This window comes from Photorhabdus machadonis (assembly GCF_052657765.1).
On record NZ_CP199761.1, the window covers coordinates 1,094,443 to 1,118,355 of the forward strand.

The following is a 23,913-nucleotide window of genomic DNA, read 5'->3' on the forward strand; positions in this document are numbered from 1 at the left end:
TCAAAAATAGCACTTTTAGATAAATGACTATCCAAAATGTGATCTTTATCACTTAGTTTTTTGCCGGATATAAAAAGGCTGACAGTAGTCAACCTTTAATAAATTAATTTAATGCTTTCACTTTCTTAAGCCAATTTGTTCCTTCTTAATGCAAGATAATCTAGAACGCTACCTAAAATGATGCCGGCGATACCGAATTGCACTCCCAACAAGAGTAATTGTTCGGACAAATTAGGTGCATTGGTCCAGTTGAGAGCATTGGTGATTATGGTAAATAACCAAAATGTAAGAAGGATACTTGCTAATGATAGCAAGCCAAGTGCCAGACGATAGAAATTTCCGAACTTAGTACGTGGCATAAAATCATTGGTTCGGTGGGTGTAAGCCAGAGTCTGGCGGCAGATAAATAGTAGTAATAAACTTGGAATAGAGGCTGCTATAGAAAACAGATAGAAGTTTGACCAGCCATGTAATTCAACGAACCAACCAGCAATCGGGCCGACGTATACTCGTCCAACAGCCGATAAGGCAGATAATAAAGCAAACTGTGTTGCGGAGAATGCTTTGTGACATAAAGCCATAAGCAAGGCAACAAATGCCGCGGTTCCCATTCCACCACAGATATTTTCCAGAAAAATGGCACTGCCCATAGTGTAAATACTTTTGTCAGTGATGGATAACAGCCAGTATCCAGTATTAGAGATGGCCTGAAGAATGCCAAATATCATGAGTGAGCGAAATAAACTCCATCGTTGCATCAAATAACCACCATATAATGCACCGAAGATAGTTGCGGCTAATCCCAGTGTTTTGTTGACCATACCGACTTCACCAGCATCAAAACCCATACCACGGATGAGAAATGGGGTGCTGAGACTGGCAGCAAAGGCATCGCCTATTTTATACATGACAATTAATAGCAGTATCAGCCATGCGTTATTGCGACTGAAAAAATTGACCAATGATTCTATTGCGGCCTGATGAAGTGTTTTGGGTGGGGGGATCTTAACTTCAGGTTCTCTGGCTCTTAAAGTTGCATAGATGCCAATCAGCATCAATCCAGCCATCAACCAGTATGTATGTTGCCAGCCTATATAGCGGTCTGCGATCCATAATGCTAACCCGCCTGAAACTAACATTGCTAACCGATAACCAAGTACCGAAATAGCAGCACCTACACCCCGTTCTTCGCTACTGAGTAAATCTGCTTTATAAGCGTCAAAGACGATATCCTGCGATGCAGAACAGAAAGAGACGGCGACTGCTAGGGCGGCTAGCCACCATAAATGTTGAGATGGCTGGAGAAAACCCATTGCAGCAATACTGGCTATCAGTAATAACTGTGTAACAAGCAGCCAGCCACGGCGGCGTCCAAGGAAAGAGGGGGTATAGCGGTCCATAAAAGGGGACCAAAGAAATTTGAAAACATATGCCTGACCGACAAGAGAAAAGAAGCCAATAGTTTTAAGATCGATGTCTTCAACGGTCATCCACGCTTGCAGGGTGCCGGCGGTCAGTGCGAGAGGTAAACCAGAAACAAAGCCAAGTAAAAGCAGGATACGTGAGTTATGTTGTGTAAAAACAGTGAGATAACGATAATGCATGAGCCTCCCAAAACTCTGTCCTCAGCGGACAGAGTAAGTAATTAATCCTTAATTAGCGGGCATTTTGTTTGATGAAATTACTGACGGAAGGATCTTGAGCCATATCTGCGATGACTTCAGATAGTACAGTATTTACTGCATCAGCAATTTTCTCATTGGTTGCTCCGAGAGGACCTTGCACATTGTAGCTGGTACGGTAGTTTTTAACTTGTTTACTTCCGTTTTGTGCTGCACTGATGATGGAAATATCGACTTTTGTTGAAATATTATGGCGTAAGCTGCCTTCTTTAACATCTGCATATAGGTTGTTTACAATAATTTGCAGATTAGCATTGGCTGGCGAACCAATCATATAACCACGAGCGGCCATTTGTTTTTCCAGGATTTCCTGGAGTAGAAAGCGCAGATCACGGGACGGTTTCAGTATTTCCAGCTTTGCATTACGGTTAACTTGAGCGAGTGTCTGAGATTGGCGATTGTCGGCACCACTGATGCTGATGGTAATAGCCCCCATAGTTGGGTCTGCTGTTGGCAGCGTAATTTTAGGTTCGATGGTCAGGGAATTGCTGGGAACAGCACAACCAGCAAGAAGAAAAAGGGCAATAAGCGGGAATAATATTTTTTTCAACATGTTGATTTTCTCATCAGTGATAAGGATGTCCAGTAATACTTATCAATAAGCATAAACTACGCCAATAATAGCACTGCCTTTGATCATGGCATATCCCTGATGAGGTAAACGTGTATAAAAACCTTTTGATGTGGGGTTTGATTAAAAGGTATTTTAATATGCTAGTGCTATAACTTATGAAGAATAGACTAAAATCATTAATATGGTTGGCAGTACGATTGCTGTGTGGTTAAGGAGAATGGTTATGGTGTACCAGGATATAGAAGAGAAATTACAGGCTGCATTTAACCCATCATATCTTGAGGTTATTGATGAAAGTTATCGTCACAATGTACCCGTAGGTTCTGAAAGCCATTTTAAGGTTGTAATCATCAGTAATAAATTTGTTGGTGAACGTATGCTGAATCGCCATCGTTCTGTTTACGGCATATTATCGGCAGAACTGGATGCAGGTGTTCATGCTTTAGCGTTGCATACCTATACCGAAAAAGAGTGGGATGAATTGCAGGATACTGTTTTAGCTTCACCGGCTTGTCGGGGTGGTAATGTGGCTTGAGTACTGAGTTGGGACATTCTCCTGAAATTGCGATATCAAAATAGAATGGACTCGATTGACGGCCTTTGGGCCGTTTTTGCGTTTTATATGTGGCACATTTTGAACGCAATTCTGATAGCTAAAAAATTGTTGTTGCATGAAATTGATGAATACTTCGGGCTTTTGTTCGCAATTCTCGACTCACACCGTCTGCATCGCTATAATGCTGCGTCTAATTTTTAGAATGGTTTCGGGATGCTTCTGACATCAGGGATTCTCGGTTTTTAAATGCGACCGCCCCGGTTCTTAGAGAGTGTTGCGATTGGCACATAGAACATCTGCCGGTTGTACGGTCTCTGGAGTTGACCGAGCACTATGATTTTTTTGAGGTAAAAAGATGCAAGTTTCTGTTGAAACCACTCAAGGCCTTGGGCGTCGTGTGACAATCACCGTTCCTGCTGCCGATGTTGAAAAGGCAGTTAGCAGTGAGTTGGTCAATGTAGCAAAAAAAGTTCGTGTTGATGGTTTCCGTAAAGGCAAAGTGCCTATGAACATCATTAAACAACGTTATGGTGCTTCTGTTATTCAGGATGTTCTGGGTGATCTGATGCAACGTAACTTTATTAATGCAATCATTGAACAAAAAATCAATCCTGCGGGTGCACCAAGCTATGCGCCAGAGCAGTTCAACGACGGCGAAGATTTCACTTATTCTGTCGAGTTTGAAGTTTATCCAGAAGTTGAGTTGAAAGATCTGGAAGCCATTGAAGTTGAAAAACCCGTTGTTGAAGTAAAAGACGAAGATGTTGATGCAATGCTGGAAACATTGCGTAAGCAGCAGGCTGACTGGAAAGAAACCGAAGAAGCTGTGAGTGCAGAAGATCGTATTACTGTTGACTTCAACGGTTCTGTTGATGGTGAAGAGTTTGAAGGCGGCAAAGCTTCTGATTTTGTTCTGACTATGGGTCAGGGTCGTATGATCCCAGGTTTCGAAGAGGGCATTGTTGGTCATAAAACTGGTGAAGAGTTCATTATTGATGTGAACTTCCCAGAAGATTATCATGCTGAAAATCTGAAAGGTAAAGCCGCTAAGTTTGCGATCACTTTGAAAAAAGTGGAACAGCGTGAATTGCCGGAGTTGACTGAAGAATTCATCAAACGTTTCGCTATTGCTGATGGCACAGTTGACGGCCTGCGTGCAGAAGTACGTAAGAATATGGAACGTGAACTGAAAAATGCAGTTCGTAACCTTATTAAATCTCAGGTTATTGATGGCTTAGTTAAAGCTAACGAAATCGAAGTTCCGGCCGCTGTTGTTGATGGCGAAATTGATGTTCTGCGTCGTCAATCTGCCCAGCGTTTTGGTGGCAATGAAAAACAAGCGTTGGAATTGCCTCGTGAACTGTTTGAAGAACAAGCTAAACGTCGCGTTGTTGTTGGCCTGTTATTAGGTGAAGTTATCAGTAGCAATGAGCTGAAAGCTGACGAAGAGCGTGTTAAAGGACTGGTTGAGGAAATGGCTTCTGCTTATGAAGATCCTCAGGAAGTGATCGAATTCTATGGTAAGAACCAGGAATTGATGAGCAATGTTCGTAATATTGCTCTGGAAGAACAAGCTGTTGAAGTTCTTTTGGGTAAAGCAAAAGTTTCTGAAAAAGAAACAACTTTTAATGAGTTAATGAATCAGAATCAAATGGCATAAGCGTTGGCTTTGCTTGAGATAACGAATTTATCATCTCTGTGAAATTGAACCCGCAGATTTATCTGCGGGTTTTTTTATGAATAAAAGGCAAAATTTTTCTTGAAAAAAGTGGGTTTAACCCCAGATCCTTTTTTACATTATGTATATGATTACAAGATTTTTCAGGGGTAATCCTCCTTTGATTGATTAACTTTTGAATCATGGTCATCATCGCTTATCTCAAGTAGAATCGGTTATGAATGGCACCAACATGAATTCTATTAGGAGACGGAAATGTCATATAACGACAAGCGGGATCAATATGTGCCTCATATGGCTTTGGTGCCGATGGTAATTGAACAGACTGCACGTGGAGAACGTTCGTTCGATATCTATTCACGCCTGTTAAAAGAACGTATTATTTTTCTGACCGGTCAGGTTGAAGATCATATGGCAAACCTGATTGTGGCTCAAATGTTGTTCCTTGAGGCAGAGAATCCGGAAAAAGATATTTTCTTATATATTAATTCACCAGGTGGTGTGATTACTGCGGGCATGTCCATTTATGACACGATGCAGTTTATTAAACCGGATGTTAGCACCATTTGTATGGGGCAGGCATGTTCAATGGGGGCATTCTTGCTGACTGCCGGCGCAGAAGGAAAACGTATCTGTCTGCCAAATTCCCGGGTCATGATCCATCAACCATTAGGTGGTTTCCAAGGGCAGGCTACAGATATTGAGATCCATGCCCAGGAAATACTTAAAGTTAAAGCGCGTATGAATGATTTGATGGCAAAACATACGGGAAAAACCCTTGAAGAAATCAAGAAAGATACAGAACGTGATCGTTTCTTGTCAGCAAGTGAAGCCGTAGAGTATGGGTTGGTTGATAAGATTTTCACCCATCGCGATTAATTTATTATTCCCGGAAGCTATAATATAAATATTCGCCTTACTATTTGGTAAGGTTATGTCGTTCGGGGTAATAGTAGAATTTCCTGCTTTGCCAGATGAATCTGGGGTGGCAGTTGATTAAAGTGAGGTTGTGACTGATGACAGATAAGCGCAAAGACGGTTCAGGAAAGCTGCTGTATTGCTCTTTCTGCGGGAAAAGCCAACATGAAGTGAGGAAATTGATTGCTGGCCCGTCAGTGTATATCTGCGATGAATGTGTGGATTTATGTAACGACATCATTCGCGAAGAAATTAAAGAGCTTGTACCACATCGTGAGCGTAGTGCATTACCAACTCCTCATGAAATTCGTCAGCATCTGGATGATTATGTTATTGGCCAGGAAACGGCGAAAAAAGTGTTAGCAGTTGCTGTTTATAATCACTACAAGCGGTTACGTAATGGTGATACTAGTAACAGTGTTGAATTAGGTAAAAGTAATATTCTGCTTATTGGGCCGACAGGGAGTGGTAAGACACTGCTGGCTGAAACATTGGCCCGTTATCTTGATGTTCCCTTTACTATGGCGGATGCGACTACGCTGACTGAAGCGGGATATGTGGGCGAAGATGTAGAAAACATTATTCAGAAGTTACTGCAAAAATGTGACTACGATGTGCAGAAAGCTCAGCGCGGTATTGTTTACATTGACGAAATTGACAAAATTTCACGTAAGTCTGATAACCCGTCAATTACCCGGGATGTTTCAGGGGAAGGTGTACAGCAAGCGCTGCTGAAATTAATTGAAGGTACAATTGCAGCGGTTCCTCCTCAGGGCGGGCGTAAACATCCACAGCAAGAGTTTTTACAGGTAGATACCTCTAAAATCTTATTTATCTGTGGTGGGGCGTTTGCCGGTCTGGATAAAGTGATTAGCCAGCGTCTAAATACCAGTACTGGTATTGGCTTTGGTGCGAAAGTCAAAGGTGAGTCAGAAAAAGCGACTGAAGGCGAATTGTTTGCGCAGTCTGAACCAGAAGATCTGATCAAATTTGGTCTTATCCCTGAGTTTATTGGGCGGTTACCTGTTGTTGCTACGCTTACTGAACTGAGTGAAGAAGCGTTGATTCAGATTCTAAAAGAGCCTAAAAATGCGCTGACTAAGCAGTATCAGGCTCTATTTAACCTTGAGGGTGTCGATCTGGAGTTCAGAAATGAAGCTCTGATCGCTATTGCTAAGAAAGCGGTGCTTCGTAAGACAGGGGCCCGTGGTCTGCGCTCTATTGTTGAAGGCGCATTGCTGAATACGATGTACGATCTGCCATCAATGGAAAATGTTGGGAAAGTTGTTGTAGATGAATCTGTTATTAATGGTCAATCTGCACCATTACTGATTTACAGCAAACCGGATGCCCAAGTTTCTGGTGAATAATTGAGGCCAGGACAGGGAATTCACTAAACGAGATATTATTGAATAAAATGAGGGGGTTGCCCTCATTTTGTTTTTAATTAAAGTATCATACCATTGAATGTCAAATTCCTGTCCCCATATATTTTATATTCTATGAAGTGAAACTCGTGAAAACCGTGTTTCACGAGATTCCTTAAAAATTGGCGAAAGCTAAACGAAGAGAGAGCTCTATGAATCCTGAGCGTTCCGAACGCATAGAAACCCCTGTATTGCCTCTGCGCGATGTAGTGGTTTACCCGCATATGGTGATCCCTCTGTTTGTAGGGCGTGAAAAGTCTATTCACTGCCTGGAAGCAGCAATGGATCATGACAAACAGATCATGTTGGTTGCGCAAAAAGAAGCTTCAACTGATGAGCCAGGGGTTAATGACCTTTTTTCCGTTGGTACAGTAGCTTCTATTTTACAGATGTTAAAACTGCCAGATGGCACCGTAAAAGTGCTTGTCGAAGGGTTGAAACGTGCCCGTATTACGACTCTGACTGACAATGGCGAGCATTTTTCTGCTCAGGCTGAGTATCTTGATTCACCAATTGTTGATGAGCGTGAGCAGGAAGTTCTGATCAGAACGGCTATTAATCAGTTTGAAGGTTACATTAAGCTTAATAAAAAAATCCCGCCGGAGGTTTTGACCTCACTGCACAATATTGAAGATGTCGCTAAATTAGCGGATACAATCGCTGCTCATATGCCATTGAAACTCAGTGACAAACAGACTGTTCTGGAAATGTCTGATGTTGTTGAGCGCCTTGAATATCTAATGGCAATGATGGAGTCAGAAATTGATCTGTTACAGGTAGAAAAACGCATCCGTAATCGCGTGAAGAAACAAATGGAAAAGAGCCAGCGCGAGTACTACCTGAATGAACAGATGAAAGCAATTCAGAAAGAGTTGGGTGAAATGGATGATGCGCCTGATGAGTATGAGACTCTCAAGCGCAAAATTGAAGCGGCAAAAATGCCAAAAGAAGCCCATGAAAAAGCGGAAGCTGAATTACAAAAGCTGAAAATGATGTCTCCTATGTCGGCGGAAGCGACGGTTGTCCGTAGCTACATTGATTGGATGGTACAGGTCCCGTGGGTTGTCCGCAGTAAAGTTAAAAAAGATTTGGTTAAAGCCCAGGAAACTTTGGATACCGACCATTATGGTTTGGAGCGCGTGAAAGAACGTATCCTTGAGTATCTGGCAGTACAAAGTCGGATCAGTAAAATTAAAGGACCGATTTTATGTCTGGTTGGGCCTCCAGGTGTGGGTAAAACTTCTTTAGGACAATCTATCGCACGAGCAACCGGACGGAAATATGTGCGTATGGCACTGGGCGGAGTTCGTGATGAAGCGGAAATCCGTGGTCATCGCCGTACCTATATTGGCTCTATGCCGGGTAAATTGATTCAGAAAATGTCCAAAGTTGGGGTGAAAAATCCATTGTTCCTGTTGGATGAAATCGACAAGATGTCATCTGATATGCGTGGTGATCCAGCTTCTGCCTTATTGGAAGTTTTGGACCCGGAACAGAACGTGGCATTTAACGACCATTATCTGGAAGTCGATTATGATTTGTCAGATGTCATGTTTGTTGCAACATCCAACTCTATGAATATTCCAGCACCATTGCTGGATCGTATGGAAATTATTCGTCTTTCCGGTTACACCGAAGATGAAAAACTAAATATTGCCAAACGTCATTTGCTGCCTAAGCAGATTGAGCGTAATGCCCTGAAAAAAGATGAATTAACTATTGATGACAGTGCCATTATTGGCATTATCCGTTATTACACCCGTGAAGCCGGGGTGCGTAGTTTAGAACGAGAAATTTCTAAACTATGCCGTAAGTCGGTGAAAACATTGCTTATGGATAAGAGCTTAAAACACATTGAGATCAATGCAGATAATCTGAAGGATTATCTGGGTGTTCAACGTGTGGATTATGGTCGTGCGGATACAGAAAACCGTATTGGTCAAGTCACAGGACTTGCATGGACTGAGGTTGGTGGTGATTTATTGACCATTGAAACCGCATGTGTTCCAGGGAAAGGTAAGCTGACCTATACCGGTTCATTAGGTGAGGTTATGCAGGAATCCATTCAGGCTGCATTGACCGTTGTTCGTGCCCGGGCTGATAAACTGGGTATCAACTCTGATTTCTATGAAAAGCGGGATATTCATGTCCACGTTCCGGAAGGCGCAACACCAAAAGATGGCCCAAGTGCAGGTATCGCTATGTGCACAGCATTGGTTTCCTGTCTAACAGGTAATCCAGTTCGGGCTGATGTTGCTATGACGGGTGAAATTACTCTGCGTGGTTTAGTTCTGCCAATTGGTGGTTTGAAAGAGAAACTATTGGCTGCGCATCGAGGTGGTATTAAAACAGTCTTGATTCCGGAAGAGAATAAACGTGATTTGGAAGAAATTCCTCAAAACATTATTGCGGATCTACAGATCCATCCGGTTAAGCGTATTGAAGATGTTTTAGCTATTACATTGCAGGATCCTGCGTTTGGTGCGGAATTAGTGTCAGTTAAATAGTATAAAAATAGTGAACGATCTTAAGAGCTATGGATGAAATATAGGCTGGTAAGTGAATTCAGGCTTACCAGCTTTTTTTATATCGTTAACTTGGATGAGTTGTCGAATAAATATTTTGCTGTTTTATGATTTCTTGCCAATATCGGAAAGGATTGATATAACGGCACTGCTATCGGGTTATCCGTTAGGATTCTGATGCGATAGTAAAATACTATATGGGGATGATAAGAGTGAATAAATCACAACTGATCGACAAAATTGCTGCTGACTCTAATATTTCCAAAGCAGCTGCAGGGCGTGTAGTAGATGCATTCATTTCTTCTGTAACTGCTGCATTAAAAGATGGCGATGATGTTGCTCTGGTGGGATTCGGTACTTTTGCTGTTCGTGAACGTTCTGCACGTACTGGTCGTAACCCTCAAACAGGGGAAGAGCTCAAAATTGCTGCGGCTAAAGTACCTGCTTTCCGTCCAGGTAAGGGTTTGAAAGACGCGGTTAATGAGTAATACAAACCAAATATTCTTTGTCAACGTCTGCTATATTGGTAAACATAGACTGACGAGACAGATTTGGTAAGCTAAAATAGAAGCGCATCAATTGATTGGTGCGCTTTTTTTCTCTTAACGCTTGAATTAGCGTAAGATGGCGTTTTCTATTTCACCAAAGCGGAGTTTTGCCTCTTTATGATGGACAACCTACGCACGGCGGCAAACAGTCCTGTGCTTAAAATCGTGCTGGTTCTCATTATCCTGTCTTTTTTACTGACGGGGGTTGGGGGCTACTTGACAAGTGGAACGGGTAGTTATGCTGCCGAAGTGAATGGTCAGACTATCAGTCGTGCTCAATTGGAGCAGGCGTTTCAGCAAGAGAGAAACACGTTGCAAGAACAACTGGGAGATAAATTCTCTGTGTTGGCAAGTGACGAACAAAGTATGAAGCAGATTCGTAGCCAGGCTTTAGAACGTCTGATTAATAACGCGTTGATTGATCAATATTCCCGTGAATTGGGTTTATCTGCCAGTGATGAGCAAGTTAAGGATTCTATCCGAAATACCCCTTATTTTCAGACAAACGGCAAATTTGATAACAACAAATATCTGGAATTGCTCAACCGTTTCAGCATGAGTCCGGATATTTTTGCTGAACAAACACGCCAGAATTTAATTAATCAGCAATTAATTATGGCTTTTTCTGGTAGTGAAATAGCATTGCCTGGTGAAGCAAAACTCAATGCTAAATTGCTTTTGCAAAAGAGAACAGTCCGTCTGGCTACACTGGAGCTGAAGAAAATTCAGGCGCTGCAAGAGGTGACAGATAAAGATTCACAGGATTATTATAATCTAAATAAGAACAGCTTTATTGCTCCTGAAGAAGTGAAAGTCAGCTATATAAAAATGGATGCTGTAGATGAAATGGATAAAGTTTCAGCCACATCCGCTGATATTGATACTTACTATGAGCACAACTTGAAGCGTTATACTCAATCAGAGCAGAAAAAATACAGTTTGATTCAGCTTGCAACCGAAGCTGAAGCCAAAGCAGTGCTTGATGAGCTGAATAAAGGCGCTGATTTTGATAAATTGGCGACTAAAAAATCCACAGATAAGTTTTCAGCGAAAAATCATGGTGATATTGGCTGGATGGAAGCAGATTCTCTTCCGGAAGAGATGAAAAAAGCTAACTTAAAAGAGAAAGGCCAAACTTCTTCTGTGATTAAAGTTCCTAATGGTTTCGCCATTTTTCATTTAGATGATGTTAAGCCCCAAATAATTAAGCCTTTGTCTAAAGTTCGCCCTGAAATTGAGAAAATCATTAAGCAGGAAAAAGCGGTAGATGCTTTCTATGCTCTGCAACAGAAGGTCAGTGATGCGGCTACCAGCGATAATGAATCTTTAGCTGCTGCTGAGGAAGTTTCAGGTATTAAAGTTGTGACGACTAATTGGTTTGATCGCAATAATGTGCCGACAGAGATTAACTTTAGTTCTGTTATTCATGCAATTTTTGACGGTAATCTTGTTGATGGGCAAGGGCCAACAGGCACTAACTCTGATGTTATCTCAGTTGAAGGTGATCGTGCGTTTGTTCTGCGTGTAGATAATTACAAACCAGAAACAGTGCAGCCATTTGAGAAAGTTAAAGAACAGGTTATCGAACGAGTTAAGCGTCAGAAAGCTGAAAAACAGCTTCAAATTGAAAGTGAGAGATTACTTGTTGCCTTAAAAGAAGGTAAAGGTGAACAAGCTCTGAAAGACGCAGGTATTCATTTTGGTGAATCTCAGGTTATTCAGCGTATACCTCAGAATAATGTGTTGGTTGATGCGGTATTCGCTTTACCGCAGCCAAAAGAAGCTAAGGCAGAGTATGGTTTAGCAAAAAATAATTTGGATGACGTTGTTTTGATTCAATTGGATAAAGTGACTCCAGGTGTTGTATCCGGAGAGCAAATTAAAAGCATGACTGATGGTTACCAGAGTGAGATGGGTAACGCGATGTTGGAGTCGTTACTGATTAGCTTGCGTGAAAAAGCTAAAATTAAGTTAGGTCATGTCGAATAAAAATTTGCGGGGAGTATCGCAAATATCCTTGTAATTATCTTGTTCATAAAGGCCGCTTTCGCGGCCTTTCGCATATCTGATACTCGTCTATTGTGCTCAAATTTATCTGTGGCAATCTTTTTTACGCGAATAAAACACGGAGGAATGAGTATGAAAAAATCGGGAATTTTATCTGTTTTGCTTGCTGGCTTGCTTTATACGTGTGGAGGGCAATTTGCAATCGCCGCTGAGCAAGTAAAAGACAAAGTAGCTAAAACAGCCAGTACTATAAGTAATTCTTCATCAGAAAAGCAGTTACAGCAGCCAGATGCTTTGAAAGTAGAAGAAAAGGGAAAGGTGAATATCAATACTGCAACTGCAGAAGAGTTAGCAAAAGCACTGAATGGTATTGGGGTAAAAAAAGCTCAGGGAATTGTTGAGTATCGTGAAAAACATGGCTCATTTACTGCTGTGGAACAGTTACAGGAGGTTCAAGGAATAGGGCCAGTTTTTATTGAACGAAACAGAAGTAAGTTGAGTTATTAGTAGTCATCCAGCATCCTCATTCATGATTTATTTTGTGAGCGGGGATGTTGTGATCGGAGTTGCAAATAAATCACTTTAATTCGTGTAAATTTTTTGTTTTGCTATTGTTAACCAAGTCTGGTCAGATGAGTGACGTTAACGTTAGGAAATATTATGAGTTCAATTATAAAAGTTCATGGTTATCATATCGATTTATTTCAACATGTAAACAATGCCCGCTATTTGGAATTTATGGAAAGTGCCCGATGGGAATGGCTATATAAGCACTCTGTAGTGGAATGGATACAGAAAAATAATGTTGGGTTTGCGGTGGTTAACATGAATATTAATTATCGTAGTTCAGCTGTTCTTGGTGATGAATTGGAAGTGGATTGCCGATTGACTGAGTTGAGAAACAGAAGTGGTGTATTTTCGCAGGAAATAATACGCAAGAGGGATAATCAACTCATCACAGATGCTAAAACCACATTTGTGTGGATTGATAGGAAAACGCAAAAAGCATTGTCTATTGAAGGTGAATTACGTGAAATCATGGGAGCTTTGATGAAAACGGGACAATGAGAGGAGAATGTTCTCATTGTCCTTTAAGTTAGGCTAAATGTGTTTTTGCTTTCATTTCAGTCATTATTTTCTCAGGCGCATTCAGATATTGCTCCAGTCCGCTAGCTCTGAGATGACAAGCTGCACATGTACCACACCCATTACCTTGGATGCCGTTATAACAAGTCAGTGTCTGGCTACGGACAAAATCTAAATGCTGATAGTAGTCGGACAATGCCCAGGTTTCAGCTTTGTTGAGCCACATCAATGGGGTTTCAAAGTGGATATCACGGGCAACGCCAAGGCTTACAGCTTTATTCAGTGCCTTAACAAATTCATCACGGCAATCAGGGTAGCCAGAGAAATCAGTCTCGCATACACCAGTGATAACTGTTTCAGCTTCAACTTGGTAAGCATATATAGCAGCCAGTGTCAGGAACAAAATATTACGGCCAGGGACAAATGTACTGGGTAGGGTGCTTTTTTCACTTTCACTATAGTTAGGGACAGGGATGTTATCACGAGTCAGACTGCTGAGAGCCAGTTCGTTAAGTAATGTGACATCAATTATCTTATGTGCAATAACACCAAGAGAATGGCTGATATCACATGCAACATCAATTTCGGCACGATGGCGTTGACCATAATCAAAAGTGACACAATGTACTTCATCATATTGATTAATTGCCTGAATCAGGCATGTAGTGGAATCTTGCCCACCACTGAATACAACAACAGCTCGTCTCATTGTAACATCCTCATTGGAATAAAACGGTTATGTTACTTATAACCTTGGAGATTGGGTAGCTGCTTGAGGTAAGGTGAGATATCGCCGATATTATTTTTTACCCAATCTGGGTTGTAATAAGTGTCGAGATAACGTTCACCACTGTCACACAGTAAGGTGACTATTGCTCCTTGTTCTCCACGTTCATGCATTTGATTGGCAAGCAGGAGTGTACCCCAAACATTGGCCCCCGTAGATGCTCCAACTTTTCTGCCCAGTAATTTTTCCAGCCAGTAAATCGTTGCAATGCTGGCGCAATCTGGTATTTGTATCATGTCATCGATAACTGTAGGAATAAAAGAAGGCTCTGCCCGGGGACGGCCAATACCCTCAATTTTGCTGCTGTAATTGCCACGAATATCACAACAATTTTGACGGAAGCAGTCATAAAATACAGAGTTTTCTGGATCAACAACAATCAGCTTGGTGTTATACCCTTGGTAACGGATATAGCGCCCTAATGTTGCGGAAGTCCCGCCAGTGCCAGCGCTCATAACGATATAATCTGGCTCAGGAAATGGTTCCATTTGCATCTGGCGGAAAATACTTTCAGCAATATTATTATTACCCCGCCAGTCTGTTGCACGTTCAGCATAAGTGAATTGATCCATATAATGACCATTTAATTCTTTCGCTAGTCGTTCTGATTCGTCATAAATTTGCGCTGGATGGTTAACAAAATGGCATTTACCGCCGTAGAATTCAATTTCTTGAATTTTACGTTTTGCGGTATATGAGGGCATAACAGCAATAAAAGGTAATCCAAGTAGACGGGCGAAATAGGCTTCGGATACAGCAGTACTACCCGATGAGGATTCAATAATTGGAGTATCTTCCTTGATCCAGCCATTGATAAGTGCGTAAAGGAATAAAGAACGAGCAAGCCTGTGTTTTAGACTGCCGGTTGGGTGGGTACTTTCATCTTTCAGATATAAATGGATACCTGGAAAAGCCGGTAAATTAAGGCGGATGAGATGAGTATCAGAACTGCGTTGGTAATCTGCCTGAATCTCTTTGATTGCCTTGGTTGTCCAGCTGTGCGACATAAATTGTTAACTCTTAATTAGAATATAATTGATGATGAGTAGATTAACTTTATACTGGGAGAAATGGATTGTTATTTTTTTCAATATGTGGTTTCTTTGTGGAAAAATTTTCTATAAGAGGTGGCTATGTTAGATAAAACAGACCGCAAGTTGCTTAAGTTACTACAGAAAGATTGTAGCCTGTCTCTGAATGCGTTGGCGGAAGCTGTTAATCTTACCTCTACCCCTTGCTGGAAACGTTTAAAACGGCTTGAAGACGAAGGCTATATCGTTGGCAAAGTGGCTTTGCTTGATAGTGAAAAATTAGGGTTAGGATTGACAGTGGTTGTTATGATCAGAACTCAGCAGCATAACAGTAGCTGGTATGAGGAATTTGTTGCATTTATAAAGCAAATGCCAGAAGTTTTGGCTTTTTACCGTATGGCCGGTGAATGTGATTATCTGATGCATGTAGAAGTTGTGGATATGAAAAGCTATGATCTCTTCTACAAGCGCATGGTTAATGGTGTTTCGGGATTGATTGATGTTACATCCAGCTTTGCAATGGAAAAAATCAAGTACACTACAGCATTACCGATACCAGATTAACTAATTATTAATCAATGAATTAACTTCATTATTATGAATGTTGTTCAACATTCACACTATCTATTTTTATTTCAGGATATACGCGTGTGAGATTATTTTCTCAATTAAGCTGGTACTTCCGCAGCGAGTGGCGTCGCTATCTTGGCGCAGTGATTCTGCTTATTATCATTTCTATTCTGCTACTGGTTCCTCCATATCTGGTAGGTGTTATTGTTGACGGCATCCGTGCTGGTTCTATGTCATCTCACCAACTGATGGTGTGGATTGGTGTTATGCTAGTCATTGCATTGATTGTTTATATTCTGCGTTATATATGGCGCTTGTGGTTGTTTGGGGCGTCATATCAATTAGCGGTTAAATTACGGAATAATTTTTACCGGCAACTTAGCCGACAAACCCCTGAGTTTTATCTGCGTCACCGTACGGGTGATTTGATGGCCCGTGCTACTAATGATGTGGACCGTGTGGTATTTGCTGCGGGTGAGGGGGTGCTCACTTTAGTTGACTCGTTGGTTATGGGTTGCGCAGTGCTGATTATGATGAGTGTACAAATTAGTTGGCAGTTAACTTTATTGTCTTTGTTACCTATGCCGATTATGGCAATTATCATTAAACGATATGGTGATCAACTTCATCATCGCTTTAAATCTGCACAAGGTGCCTTTTCTGCTCTGAATAACCAGGCTCAGGAAAGTCTGACCAGCATTCGCATGATCAAGGCGTTTGGTCTTGAAGATCTGCAATCAAATCAGTTTGAACAGGTTGCTGTGGAAGCGGGTCGTAAGAATATGTATGTTGCCAGGGTGGATGCCCGATTTGATCCGACAATTTTTATTGCTATCGGTATGTCAAACTTTCTGGCTATCGGTGGTGGTAGCTGGATGGTGCTGAATGGTGTTTTGACTCTTGGGGAGCTTACTAGCTTTGTGATGTACCTTGGCCTGATGATTTGGCCAATGTTAGCGTTGGCATGGATGTTTAATATCGTTGAACGGGGAAGTGCTGCATATAGTCGTATCCGTAGCTTATTGCAGGAGCCTCCGGTTATTGCGGATGGTAACCGTCATTTATCTCCTGAGCGTAGTATTCTGAATGTGAATATCAAAACGTTTCATTATCCGCAAAGTAACAAAACTATTCTGAGTCAAATTAACTTCCGGTTATCACCCGGACAGTTACTGGGGATATGTGGCCCAACGGGTTCCGGTAAGAGCACACTACTTGCGTTGATACAGAGACAGTTTGATGTGACTGATGGGGAAATTCTTTTCCAGTCGATTAAAATTGCAGATATCCGGTTAGATGAATGGCGAGCACGGTTTGCTGTTGTCAATCAAACTCCTTTTCTATTTTCAGATACCGTTGCCGGGAATATTGCTTTGGGGCATCCAGAGGCAACACAGGAACAGATCGAAGAAGTTGCCCGTCTTGCCAATGTTCATGAAGATATTCTTCGTTTACCTGAAGGGTATCAGACGGAAGTGGGCGAGCGTGGAGTGATGCTTTCTGGTGGGCAGAAGCAGCGCATCTCTATTGCAAGAGCATTGCTTTTAGATGCAGAGATTTTGATTCTGGATGACGCTTTATCTGCGGTTGATGGGCAAACTGAACACAATATCTTACAAAACCTCAACCAGTGGAGACAACAACGTACGGTTATTATCAGTGCCCACCGCCTGTCTGCATTAACTGATGCTGATAATATTCTGGTGATACAGCAAGGTTCTGTTATACATCATGGACGGCATCAGCAACTGGCGGAGCAGCCAGGATGGTACCGTGATATGTATCATTATCAGCAGCTCGAAGCAGCATTAGATGACGAGGAAGCCACTGAGGGAGATAAAGATGACTAAGGTTCGTCGATTGTGGCCGTCTCTGAAACGTTTGCTGGTTTATGGAAAAAATTATCGTAAGCCGTTGGGAATGGCGGTACTGATGCTGTGGGGGGCCGCAATTGCGGAAGTCAGTGGCCCGATTCTGATTAGCTACTTTATCGATAATATGGTTGCAACGGGTAATATGCCAATAGGGGTGATTATTGGGCTGTCTGTAACCTTTATTGCTCTGCAATTGATTACGGCCGCATTACACTATTTCCAGGCTTTATTGTTCAATCAAGTGTCAGTTGATATGGTTCAGCAACTTCGTACTGATGTGATGAATGCAGCATTACGTCAGCCGCTGAGTGCTTTTGATAATCAACCGGTAGGGCAGTTGATTTCCCGTGTAACGAACGATACTGAGGTCATTAAAGATCTTTATGTCAATGTGGTTCCTACGGTATTCCGTAGCATTGCATTGATTGGTACGATGCTGATTGCTATGTTTGTGTTGGAATGGCGTATGGCATTGATTGCCATTCTTATTTTTCCTGTCGTGTTGATTGTCATGGCGATATATCAGCATCTAAGTACGCCAATTGTCCGGCGGATACGCAGTTATTTAGCTGATATTAATGATCATTTTAATGAGGTCATCAATGGAATGAGTGTTGTTCAGCAGTTCCGGCAGCAGGCGCGTTTTGGTGAACGTATGTTGTCAACAAATCGTGCTCATTTTAAAGCGAGAATGCAGGCGCTGCGATTAGATGGGATTTTGTTACGTCCATTACTGAGTTTATTGTCTACTATGGTGTTGTGCGGTCTCATTGTGTTGTTTGGGTTCAGTGGAGCAGGAGTGATCGGTGTCGGGGTATTGTATGCTTTTATCGATTATCTTGGGCGGTTGAATGAACCACTAATCGAACTGACTTCTCAGCAATCAATCCTGCAACAGGCTGTAGTTTCTGGTGAGAGGATATTTGAATTAATGGATAGCCCTCAACAAGGTTATGGTATGGATAGTCAACCCTTATCCAGTGGTCGAATTGATATAGAAAATGTTAGTTTTTCCTACCGTGATGACAAAATAGTTTTACAAGATATTGACTTACAGGTTCCGGCTTATGGTTTTGTGGCTTTAGTTGGTCATACCGGTAGTGGGAAAAGTACGCTGGCAAATTTACTGATGGGATATTACCCGTGGCAGAAAGGGGAGATTTACCTTGATGGTAGGCCTGTATCATCTTTGTCTCATTCGGTATTGCGTAATGGTGTGGCAATGGTTCAGCAGGATCCTGTCGTTCTTGCTGACTCTTTCTTTAACAATGTTACGCTTGGTCGGAATATTTCAGAAGAGAAGGTTTGGCAGGTACTGGAAACTGTGCAATTAGCTAAGTTAGTGCGCACGTTTCCTGATGGCCTTCATACTATCTTGGGAGAGCAGGGCAATACGTTGTCAGCCGGCCAAAAACAATTGCTTGCTATGGCGAGAGTGTTAGTGCAAGCACCGCAAATTTTGATCCTTGATGAAGCGACAGCAAATATTGATTCTGGTACGGAACAAGCGGTACAACAGGCTTTACGATTGATTCGTCAGCAAACAACACTGATCGTGATTGCTCACCGTCTGTCCACTATTGTGGAGGCTGATACTATTCTGATGCTGCATCGTGGTGCAGTTATTGAACAAGGACGCCATCAACAATTATTGGTAAGACGTGGACGTTACTATCAGATGTATCAGTTACAACAAGTAAGCGATACATTAAATGAATGTGGCACAATCTCTGAGAAAGAGATGTTGATTTAATCGAATTTGCACTAATTTGGTGCGCTAACGGGAGAGTACATTCGTTGCTCTCCTCTCTTCTTCTCTCCGTGGTTTTTATTTACTCTATTATTACTTGATTTTTATATATTTTTAATTTCTGGCACACCTCTTGCTATTTCCTTATTGCAAACACAATAGCCGGATGGCGGGGGATATATGAAGCTCATTACGACAATTATAAAACCATTCAAATTGGAGGATATTAGGGAAGCTCTCTCTGATCTTGGTGTTCAAGGGATGACTATAACAGAGGTAAAAGGATTTGGTCGTCAGAAAGGACATGCAGAGCTTTATCGTGGAGCTGAATATAGCGTCAATTTTTTACCTAAAGTAAAGATAGATATTGCTGTAGCAGATGAGTTAGTTGAGGAGGTAATTCATGCAATTCAGCAATCGGCTTTCACCGGAAAAGTTGGCGATGGTAAAATTTTTGTCATCGAATTACAACAGACGATCCGTATCAGAACAGGTGAAACTAACGATGCGGCAATATAAGTCACTGATAGGGAATATATATATGAAAAGACAATTATCTGTGGCTACCGGTATTGTGGCCAGTTTTTTACCCTCATTATCTCAGGCAGCGGAAGGCGTTGCTGATAGCGCTGATAATGCTTTTATGATGATTTGTACAGTACTTGTTCTGTTTATGACAATTCCGGGAATTGCTCTATTTTATGGTGGATTGTTACGGAGCAAAAACGTTTTATCGCTGATGGCGCAGGTTATGGTGAGTTTTGCTCTGGTATGTGTATTGTGGGTGATTTACGGTTATAGTCTGGCTTTTGAACCTGGGAATGGTTTTTTTGGTAGTTTTAGTCAAATGATGTTAAAGAATTTGGCAATTACGAACTTAAGCGGCAATTTTTATCAGTTAATTCATGTGGCATTTCAGGGCTCTTTCGCTTGTATCACTGTTGCTTTGATTATTGGCGCGTTAGGGGAGCGTATTCGTTTTCCGGCTTTGTTAATTTTCAGTGTGCTGTGGTTAACGTTTTCTTACTTACCCATGGCACATATGGTTTGGGGCGGAGGTGTTCTTTCACAGGATGGTGCGTTAGATTTTGCTGGTGGTACAGTTGTACATATTAATGCTGCTGTAGCTGGATTGGTTGGTGCTTACTTACTGGGAAAACGTACTGGTTTTGGGAAAGAGGCATTTAAACCGCATAACTTGCCGATGGTCTTCATCGGTACTGCTGTGCTCTATATCGGTTGGTTTGGTTTTAATGCGGGTTCTGCTGGTGCGGCTAATGAAATCGCGGCTCTGGCATTTTTGAATACAATTGTGGCGACTGCCGCCGCTATTCTGTCATGGGTTTTTGCAGAATGGCTTTTCCGTAATAAACCTTCTCTTTTAGGGGCATGTTCAGGTTGTATTGCTGGACTGGTTGGTATTACACCTGCTGCGGGAATGGTTGGTGTTGGTGGTGCACTAATTATTGGCTTAATCGCGGGTTTTGCCGGGCTTTGGGGCGTGGTGGCCTTAAAGCGGTGGTTACGTGTTGATGATGTGTGTGATGTATTTGGTATACATGGCATATGTGGGATCGTGGGTTGTCTCCTAACTGGAGTTTTTACAGCGAAATCATTGGGCGGAACCGGTTATGCAGAGGGTATAACCATGTTGGAACAAGTGAGTATTCAGGCTTTTAGTATATTGATCTGTGTGGTTTGGTCGGTAATTGTTTCTTTTATTGCTTTTAAAATAGCAGATCTGCTGGTAGGGCTGCGGGTTACTGTTGAAATTGAAAGAGAAGGTCTGGATATTAATTCCCATGGAGAGAGTGCTTATAATTAATCTGTGATATAAACAGGCAGCAATAAGACCGTAAGTGTGATGCTGGTTTCTTATTTGCTGCCTTTATTATTTTTATTTGTTCCGTTTCCTGATTAGCCCTTCTTGTACAGTGGAAGCAACAAGTACACCTTCATGATTATAAATCTGCCCACGAACAAAACCACGGGCTCCAGAAGCTGATGGACTATCTATAGCATAGAGTAACCAGTCGTCTAGTTTAAACGGACGGTGGAACCACATAGAGTGGTCAATAGTTGCTATCTTAATATCTTTCTCAAGGAACCCAACACCATGTGGCTGCAATGCTGTTGGTAGGAAATTAAAATCAGAGGCGTATCCGAGCAGATATTGATGCATAAAAGGATCAGCAGGCATGTCGCCATTACTGCGGAACCAAACATAGCGTACAGGTTCTTCTGGTAGGTAATTGAATGGACTGTAATATTTTACTGGTCTCATTTCCAACGGGCAGGGGTGAAGAAAAATATTCTGCATCTTCTGCGGCAGCAGATGCGACATTTTTTTCGCAATTTCGTCCTGAGGGATAAGTTCTTCTGGATAGGGGACATCCGGCATCATATTCTGGTGTTCAAAACTTTCTTCATGACTTTGGAATGAGGCGGTCATATAAAAGATAGGCTTACCATTCTGAATCGCACTGACTCGCCGGGCACTGAAACTTCCTCCATCGCGTAGGAGCTCGACATCATAGACGATGGGTTTGCTACTGTCACCGGGGCGTAAGAAATAGCTATGGAAAGAATTGCTCATCCGGTCATCAACAACGGTTTGTTTGGCAGCATAAAGTGCCTGGCCAATCACTTGTCCCCCGAAAACCTGAGGAAAGCCCAAATCTTTACTTTGCCCCCGGTAAATACCTTCCTCAATTTTTTCTAAGTTCATCAAATTTATCAGATTCTTTAATGCCTTGCTCATAATATACCTTTGTTTTCTATTTGGTTATCAGAGAGTACAAGAGATGATTATTGTCCCATTAATAAATGATAAATAAATAACTAAATTGTAAACGTTTTAAGTCCTGATAGTAGTGCAATAAAGAATATGAGAATAATTGGAGTTTTATATTCAAGTTTTTAATCTATAATCCAGGCGGTTTAGATTTAACGGTTTGATATTTCAATTTATTTTATTATTCATATAGATTAGTGAATAGTGGAGGAATGTGTATGAAATTATGGCAGTTCCTTGCGAGCGTATTACTGGCGGTTGCTTTGGTTGGGTGTAATGGTAAAGGTCCTGAGATAGTAGATACTCAGGTGGAAAAGATTGAAAATCCAGTAAAACGCTCTTTTGTTGAAGGCAATATTAATATATTGCAGCGTATAGCGTTGCCAGCGGATGCGGTTCTGACAGTGACTTTATCTGATATATCTTTGGCTGATGCGCCTTCAGTTACTCTGTCCAAGAAGGTAGAACGTTTAGGTGGGAAACAATCACCTTTCCATTTTGTTCTGCCTTACCGGCCAAGCGAAATTAAGCCATATGCACGTATTGTTGTCAGTGCTTCTGTTTCGCTGCATAATCGTTTGATGTTTGTTACAGATACTTCATATGAGGTGATTAATAATGGACAGACTAAAGATATCGAAATTACGTTGAAAGATGTCAGATAATACATTTCCTTGTGTATTTACTTGTAATGTGCAATAAAGCATCATTTGGGCCTGCTTGTCTTGCTATTTAGATAGGTATGAATGATAATGGTGTCGCTTTGAAGTTAAAGCAACACGTCAATGGGGGCTCTGTTGGTTCTCCCGCAACGCTAACTTGTTAACTTGGTCAGGTCCGGAAGGAAGCAGCCATAGCAGGGGATGTGTGTGCCGGGATGTCGCTGGCAGAGCCCTCACCAATTATTAATAATCCAATAAGCCGATAGCACTTTACCGGCCCGGATCACTTTCTACCTGATGAAAACTATTTTAGCGAACGTATTTCCACACAGAAGGTGGAATTCTGTCATACAGTTTATTCATGGTCAGCTCAGCTAGTCGGTGATCCGCAGCAGAGTAGAATAGTTCAAGTTCGTCTCCTGAAAGTTCATATTTGTTCTTTTCAATCACACGTTCCAGTGTATCAATTGTGGTGCATTTTCTTAAACGCATCAGATAATCAGTTTTAGTCATAGTCGCCTTTCTTATTTAAGATATATAAAAAATTATTTAGTAAAATATTCAATCAAATTTTGCTCAGGGAGCAATTTAAATCGTGTAACAGGATACTGGTTAAACATTCATTAGTTTTTTACCATTCCGTAAGTTTATAAAAGCTAATCTTCTTCGTTTCCAAAAAGAAGCATAAGTATATGTATTATAAAAAAATTTATCAATTCAAGTGAGATGGCTGAAATCATCAGAATATTTTATTTTAAAGCGCTGAACTAAAGTTGATATGTACTCAATCAATTCATTTAGCTTTAAATTATTCTGTGACGTAAGAATTATTTACACAACCAGTCTCAATGTACTCTGTCACTAGAGGTGCTTCTTGCCTTAGATTCTCACATCAGCATTTTAATTCAGCAATGTCATGTCATCCTAGTGAATATTCATCCATGCTATGTATCTCTCCCGTATATGTATGGTATTACTTAATTTGAGTCAAACACTAAACATATGCACATATTATAGAAATTTTTTTCAAGAGATTATTATTATGTGTCTATAATCGTTCTTTGGGATTATTTATCTTTTTTACAGGAAACCCTGATTTGCTTTTAGTAAATCAGAATCACCTCTTAAACAAAAACTCACACCTTAACGTAATAAACTATAAATATGGCTGGTATATGCGAGTTAATATATGGGCTTATATAAAACAGTATTATCCTCAGGTACCCATAACAGCAGATTATAGCCTGATGGCTACAATAATCAATGAATATAACATCATTATTACATAAGTCACTATGTGCTGGTATTGTTTTTTGTCATTTAGTGTAAAAAAAGATAAAGCAGCTTTTGTCCAACAATTTTCCCGTTAATTTTATTAAAGTCAGTAATGCTTGGATTTTTAAAGATATTTTTTACTCATAAGTGGTGATTTTAATTAAATTTA

Annotated in this window: 22 protein-coding genes and 1 other RNA gene; 16 read left to right on the forward strand and 7 right to left on the reverse strand. The window is 41.1% G+C overall.

Translation table 11 applies throughout. The annotated features are described in order from the left end of the window. Positions 1-125 precede the first annotated feature (125 nt). Both ampG and ACUN2T_RS05245 read right to left on the reverse strand, forming a co-directional pair. Positions 126-1,604 (reverse strand): muropeptide MFS transporter AmpG, encoded by a 1,479-nt coding sequence (gene ampG / locus ACUN2T_RS05240; RefSeq protein WP_445496570.1) that lies wholly within the window; start codon positions 1,602-1,604, stop codon positions 126-128. Between the two features lie 52 nt (positions 1,605-1,656). Next, entirely contained in the window at positions 1,657-2,235 is a 579-nt protein-coding gene (locus tag ACUN2T_RS05245) for a lipoprotein (protein WP_445496571.1), read from the reverse strand. A 244-nt stretch (positions 2,236-2,479) separates the two neighbouring features. Between ACUN2T_RS05245 and bolA the strand changes: the two genes are divergently transcribed. The 9 genes from bolA to ACUN2T_RS05290 all read left to right on the forward strand — a co-directional run bounded on the left by bolA (position 2,480) and on the right by ACUN2T_RS05290 (position 12,983). Next, the gene (gene bolA / locus ACUN2T_RS05250; protein WP_445496572.1) at positions 2,480-2,791 is read left to right on the forward strand and encodes a transcriptional regulator BolA; all 312 of its coding nucleotides are present in this window, start codon (positions 2,480-2,482) and stop codon (positions 2,789-2,791) included. 376 nt (positions 2,792-3,167) lie between these two features. Then, positions 3,168-4,472 carry a trigger factor gene (gene tig, locus ACUN2T_RS05255; RefSeq protein ID WP_445496573.1) on the forward strand — a complete coding sequence of 435 codons (1,305 nt, stop codon included), beginning with the start codon at positions 3,168-3,170 and terminating at the stop codon, positions 4,470-4,472. Positions 4,473-4,745: 273 nt separating this feature from the next. After that, positions 4,746-5,369 carry an ATP-dependent Clp endopeptidase proteolytic subunit ClpP gene (gene clpP, locus ACUN2T_RS05260; RefSeq protein WP_445496575.1) on the forward strand — a complete coding sequence of 208 codons (624 nt, stop codon included), beginning with the start codon at positions 4,746-4,748 and terminating at the stop codon, positions 5,367-5,369. A 137-nt stretch (positions 5,370-5,506) separates the two neighbouring features. Beyond that, on the forward strand, positions 5,507-6,778 hold the full coding sequence (gene clpX, locus ACUN2T_RS05265; protein ID WP_445496576.1) for an ATP-dependent protease ATP-binding subunit ClpX: 1,272 nt from the start codon (positions 5,507-5,509) through the stop codon (positions 6,776-6,778). A 209-nt stretch (positions 6,779-6,987) separates the two neighbouring features. Beyond that, positions 6,988-9,342 carry an endopeptidase La gene (lon, locus tag ACUN2T_RS05270; protein ID WP_445496578.1) on the forward strand — a complete coding sequence of 785 codons (2,355 nt, stop codon included), beginning with the start codon at positions 6,988-6,990 and terminating at the stop codon, positions 9,340-9,342. Positions 9,343-9,572: 230 nt separating this feature from the next. Continuing rightward, on the forward strand, positions 9,573-9,848 hold the full coding sequence (gene hupB, locus ACUN2T_RS05275; RefSeq protein WP_445496579.1) for a nucleoid-associated protein HU-beta: 276 nt from the start codon (positions 9,573-9,575) through the stop codon (positions 9,846-9,848). A 177-nt stretch (positions 9,849-10,025) separates the two neighbouring features. Next, on the forward strand, positions 10,026-11,897 hold the full coding sequence (ppiD, locus tag ACUN2T_RS05280) for a peptidylprolyl isomerase (RefSeq protein WP_445496581.1): 1,872 nt from the start codon (positions 10,026-10,028) through the stop codon (positions 11,895-11,897). A gap of 150 nt (positions 11,898-12,047) precedes the next feature. Continuing rightward, the gene (locus ACUN2T_RS05285; RefSeq protein WP_445496583.1) at positions 12,048-12,422 is read left to right on the forward strand and encodes a ComEA family DNA-binding protein; all 375 of its coding nucleotides are present in this window, start codon (positions 12,048-12,050) and stop codon (positions 12,420-12,422) included. A 153-nt stretch (positions 12,423-12,575) separates the two neighbouring features. Continuing rightward, the gene (locus ACUN2T_RS05290; protein ID WP_021323860.1) at positions 12,576-12,983 is read left to right on the forward strand and encodes an acyl-CoA thioesterase; all 408 of its coding nucleotides are present in this window, start codon (positions 12,576-12,578) and stop codon (positions 12,981-12,983) included. 28 nt (positions 12,984-13,011) lie between these two features. Here the strand turns inward: ACUN2T_RS05290 and queC are convergent, their stop codons facing one another. Both queC and ACUN2T_RS05300 read right to left on the reverse strand, forming a co-directional pair. Beyond that, a complete protein-coding gene (queC, locus tag ACUN2T_RS05295) occupies positions 13,012-13,710 on the reverse strand; it encodes a 7-cyano-7-deazaguanine synthase QueC (RefSeq protein ID WP_445496584.1) in 699 nt (232 codons plus the stop codon). Positions 13,711-13,742: 32 nt separating this feature from the next. Next, a complete protein-coding gene (locus tag ACUN2T_RS05300; protein WP_445496586.1) occupies positions 13,743-14,795 on the reverse strand; it encodes a PLP-dependent cysteine synthase family protein in 1,053 nt (350 codons plus the stop codon). A 126-nt stretch (positions 14,796-14,921) separates the two neighbouring features. Here ACUN2T_RS05300 and ACUN2T_RS05305 point away from each other — a divergent pair, with 126 nt between their 5' ends. The 5 genes from ACUN2T_RS05305 (at position 14,922) to amtB (ending at position 20,838) form a co-directional block, all read left to right on the forward strand. Then, positions 14,922-15,383, forward strand: coding sequence for an Lrp/AsnC family transcriptional regulator (locus tag ACUN2T_RS05305; RefSeq protein WP_445496587.1), 462 nt, complete (start codon positions 14,922-14,924; stop codon positions 15,381-15,383). A gap of 86 nt (positions 15,384-15,469) precedes the next feature. Next, complete coding sequence (locus ACUN2T_RS05310) at positions 15,470-17,239, forward strand: SmdA family multidrug ABC transporter permease/ATP-binding protein (protein WP_445496588.1); 1,770 nt, start codon at positions 15,470-15,472, stop codon at positions 17,237-17,239. Next, entirely contained in the window at positions 17,232-19,016 is a 1,785-nt protein-coding gene (locus tag ACUN2T_RS05315; RefSeq protein ID WP_445496589.1) for a SmdB family multidrug efflux ABC transporter permease/ATP-binding protein, read from the forward strand. Before ACUN2T_RS05310 ends, ACUN2T_RS05315 begins: the two co-directional genes overlap by 8 nt. A 177-nt stretch (positions 19,017-19,193) precedes the next feature. After that, the gene (gene glnK / locus ACUN2T_RS05320; protein ID WP_445496590.1) at positions 19,194-19,532 is read left to right on the forward strand and encodes a P-II family nitrogen regulator; all 339 of its coding nucleotides are present in this window, start codon (positions 19,194-19,196) and stop codon (positions 19,530-19,532) included. A gap of 22 nt (positions 19,533-19,554) precedes the next feature. Then, the gene (amtB, locus tag ACUN2T_RS05325; RefSeq protein ID WP_445496591.1) at positions 19,555-20,838 is read left to right on the forward strand and encodes an ammonium transporter AmtB; all 1,284 of its coding nucleotides are present in this window, start codon (positions 19,555-19,557) and stop codon (positions 20,836-20,838) included. A gap of 72 nt (positions 20,839-20,910) precedes the next feature. Here the strand turns inward: amtB and tesB are convergent, their stop codons facing one another. Beyond that, positions 20,911-21,774 (reverse strand): acyl-CoA thioesterase II, encoded by an 864-nt coding sequence (tesB, locus tag ACUN2T_RS05330; RefSeq protein WP_445496592.1) that lies wholly within the window; start codon positions 21,772-21,774, stop codon positions 20,911-20,913. A gap of 251 nt (positions 21,775-22,025) precedes the next feature. Here tesB and ACUN2T_RS05335 point away from each other — a divergent pair, with 251 nt between their 5' ends. Beyond that, positions 22,026-22,472, forward strand: coding sequence for a YbaY family lipoprotein (locus tag ACUN2T_RS05335; protein ID WP_445496593.1), 447 nt, complete (start codon positions 22,026-22,028; stop codon positions 22,470-22,472). Positions 22,473-22,602: 130 nt separating this feature from the next. After that, positions 22,603-22,699: signal recognition particle sRNA small type (gene ffs, locus ACUN2T_RS05340), an RNA gene on the forward strand. A 79-nt stretch (positions 22,700-22,778) separates the two neighbouring features. On the opposite strand, the gene ACUN2T_RS05345 is transcribed toward ffs, so the two are convergent. Then, positions 22,779-22,982 carry an HHA domain-containing protein gene (locus ACUN2T_RS05345; protein WP_011147992.1) on the reverse strand — a complete coding sequence of 68 codons (204 nt, stop codon included), beginning with the start codon at positions 22,980-22,982 and terminating at the stop codon, positions 22,779-22,781. A 204-nt stretch (positions 22,983-23,186) separates the two neighbouring features. Then, positions 23,187-23,261, reverse strand: a complete 75-nt coding sequence (locus ACUN2T_RS05350; protein ID WP_445497807.1) for a hypothetical protein — start codon at positions 23,259-23,261, stop codon at positions 23,187-23,189. Between the last annotated feature and the right edge of the window lie 652 nt (positions 23,262-23,913).

Coding starts and splice junctions, on each gene's coding strand:
- ampG (WP_445496570.1), bottom strand. CDS start 1,604: ATGCATTATCGTTATCTCACTGTTTTTACACAACATAACTCACGTATC.
- ACUN2T_RS05245 (WP_445496571.1), bottom strand. CDS start 2,235: ATGTTGAAAAAAATATTATTCCCGCTTATTGCCCTTTTTCTTCTTGCT.
- bolA (WP_445496572.1), top strand. CDS start 2,480: ATGGTGTACCAGGATATAGAAGAGAAATTACAGGCTGCATTTAACCCA.
- tig (WP_445496573.1), top strand. CDS start 3,168: ATGCAAGTTTCTGTTGAAACCACTCAAGGCCTTGGGCGTCGTGTGACA.
- clpP (WP_445496575.1), top strand. CDS start 4,746: ATGTCATATAACGACAAGCGGGATCAATATGTGCCTCATATGGCTTTG.
- clpX (WP_445496576.1), top strand. CDS start 5,507: ATGACAGATAAGCGCAAAGACGGTTCAGGAAAGCTGCTGTATTGCTCT.
- lon (WP_445496578.1), top strand. CDS start 6,988: ATGAATCCTGAGCGTTCCGAACGCATAGAAACCCCTGTATTGCCTCTG.
- ppiD (WP_445496581.1), top strand. CDS start 10,026: ATGATGGACAACCTACGCACGGCGGCAAACAGTCCTGTGCTTAAAATC.
- ACUN2T_RS05285 (WP_445496583.1), top strand. CDS start 12,048: ATGAAAAAATCGGGAATTTTATCTGTTTTGCTTGCTGGCTTGCTTTAT.
- ACUN2T_RS05290 (WP_021323860.1), top strand. CDS start 12,576: ATGAGTTCAATTATAAAAGTTCATGGTTATCATATCGATTTATTTCAA.
- queC (WP_445496584.1), bottom strand. CDS start 13,710: ATGAGACGAGCTGTTGTTGTATTCAGTGGTGGGCAAGATTCCACTACA.
- ACUN2T_RS05300 (WP_445496586.1), bottom strand. CDS start 14,795: ATGTCGCACAGCTGGACAACCAAGGCAATCAAAGAGATTCAGGCAGAT.
- ACUN2T_RS05305 (WP_445496587.1), top strand. CDS start 14,922: ATGTTAGATAAAACAGACCGCAAGTTGCTTAAGTTACTACAGAAAGAT.
- ACUN2T_RS05315 (WP_445496589.1), top strand. CDS start 17,232: ATGACTAAGGTTCGTCGATTGTGGCCGTCTCTGAAACGTTTGCTGGTT.
- glnK (WP_445496590.1), top strand. CDS start 19,194: ATGAAGCTCATTACGACAATTATAAAACCATTCAAATTGGAGGATATT.
- amtB (WP_445496591.1), top strand. CDS start 19,555: ATGAAAAGACAATTATCTGTGGCTACCGGTATTGTGGCCAGTTTTTTA.
- tesB (WP_445496592.1), bottom strand. CDS start 21,774: ATGAGCAAGGCATTAAAGAATCTGATAAATTTGATGAACTTAGAAAAA.
- ACUN2T_RS05335 (WP_445496593.1), top strand. CDS start 22,026: ATGAAATTATGGCAGTTCCTTGCGAGCGTATTACTGGCGGTTGCTTTG.
- ACUN2T_RS05345 (WP_011147992.1), bottom strand. CDS start 22,982: ATGACTAAAACTGATTATCTGATGCGTTTAAGAAAATGCACCACAATT.